General features: G+C 34.7%; 1 protein-coding gene. It reads right to left on the minus strand.

Translation table 11 applies throughout. The features are described 5' to 3' along the window. Positions 1-13: 13 nt before the first annotated feature. Positions 14-1,201: a tyrosine-type recombinase/integrase gene (locus V7D18_RS23000; protein ID WP_426157876.1), complete on the minus strand. Its 1,188-nt coding sequence runs from the start codon at positions 1,199-1,201 to the stop codon at positions 14-16. Between the last annotated feature and the right edge of the window lie 190 nt (positions 1,202-1,391).

A 1,391-nucleotide genomic window follows, 5' to 3' on the forward strand; every position in this document is an offset into this window, starting at 1 on the left:
TGTGTCTTACACCTTAGAAATCCGTATTTTTACTGAGATATTGATTCTCTCTGACGGGGGTTATGACGGCGAATTGTCCGTGTTCCATGCTGGCCATATGCATATTGTTAAAGCGGTCAATTGCAATCTTTTTTTGTTCCATCAAAGAATGGGCATAAATATTCATGGTAATGGAGACATTAGAGTGCCCCAGTATATCACTGATTGTTTTAATATCTACACTTAATTCCAATGCCCGGGTAGCAAATGTATGACGAATCGCATGAAATTTACGATCCGGGACTCCTGCCTTATTAAGTATTTTTTTATATAACTTCTGAAATGCTCTTGGATCAATGGGAATTTCACTGCTGGTCATAAAATAGCAATTATCTTTTCCTGAAAGTTCATAATATTCTTTCAGAATAATAATCAAAAATGATGGCAGAGGAATCTTTCTTGAAGAGGTACGGCTTTTAGGAGTACCAATCAGCAGTATGGTTTTATTATCATCATCAGAAAAATTCTTTGTGCGTGAAACAGTACGGTTGATAAACAATGTTCCGTTTTCAAAATCAAAATCGCACCATTTTAAAGCACAAAGTTCTCCCAGACGTATTCCCGAGTAAAAGCACAGGACAATGCCAAGCGTTCGTTTGTCAGGGCAGCTTAAAACTGCTTTTTCAATCAGACATTGTTCTTTCATTGTGAACACTTGTACTTCATTTTGCTCCGTTCTTGGGAATTTTACTTGATTTAGTATTATAAGTGAATCAGGAGTGTTGTTTAATATCTCTCTGAGGGCAGTTTTATAAACTGCCAGTATTTTTCTTTTATAAGATTGGGAAATAGAGTTGTCATCATGCATGAATTTTACGAATTCTAAAACTGAATTTACTGTTATTTGATAATCATCCCTGCTTATATAAAAAGGGATGATATATTTTTTTATGCAATGGTAATAGCTTTCGAACGTTGACGGTTTTACCCTTTTTGAAAGATCGCTGTCCAACCATGATTCAAAAAGATAAGAAGCATTCACAAGAGCTTTAACTTCTTTTTTCATAATGCTTTTTCCGTTCTCCTGATAAGATTTCATTCTTTCTTTTACTTCACGATAGCTTTTTCCATAGAAATACTGATATTTGCCGTCAGTTTTTAATTGTCTGCCTTCCCAACGGCCATCTTTGCGTTTATAAATGTTTTCTCCTCTGCGAGGCATACTGATATTACTCCTTTTCGGTGACGTGTTTTTTGACGGCGAATAGTTCATTATTCGACCAAAATGCTTTGATTTCTTCGTTAAAGATTATGTAAATTCAATTTTCAGTGTTGATTTTGTTTGTATTGACAAACAATAATGTGATATTATATAATGGTTCTTGTCGAAATTAGTCTGAAAATGGTGGCGT

The organism is Lacrimispora sp. 38-1, assembly GCF_049890855.1.
Lineage (GTDB): Bacteria > Bacillota > Clostridia > Lachnospirales > Lachnospiraceae > Lacrimispora.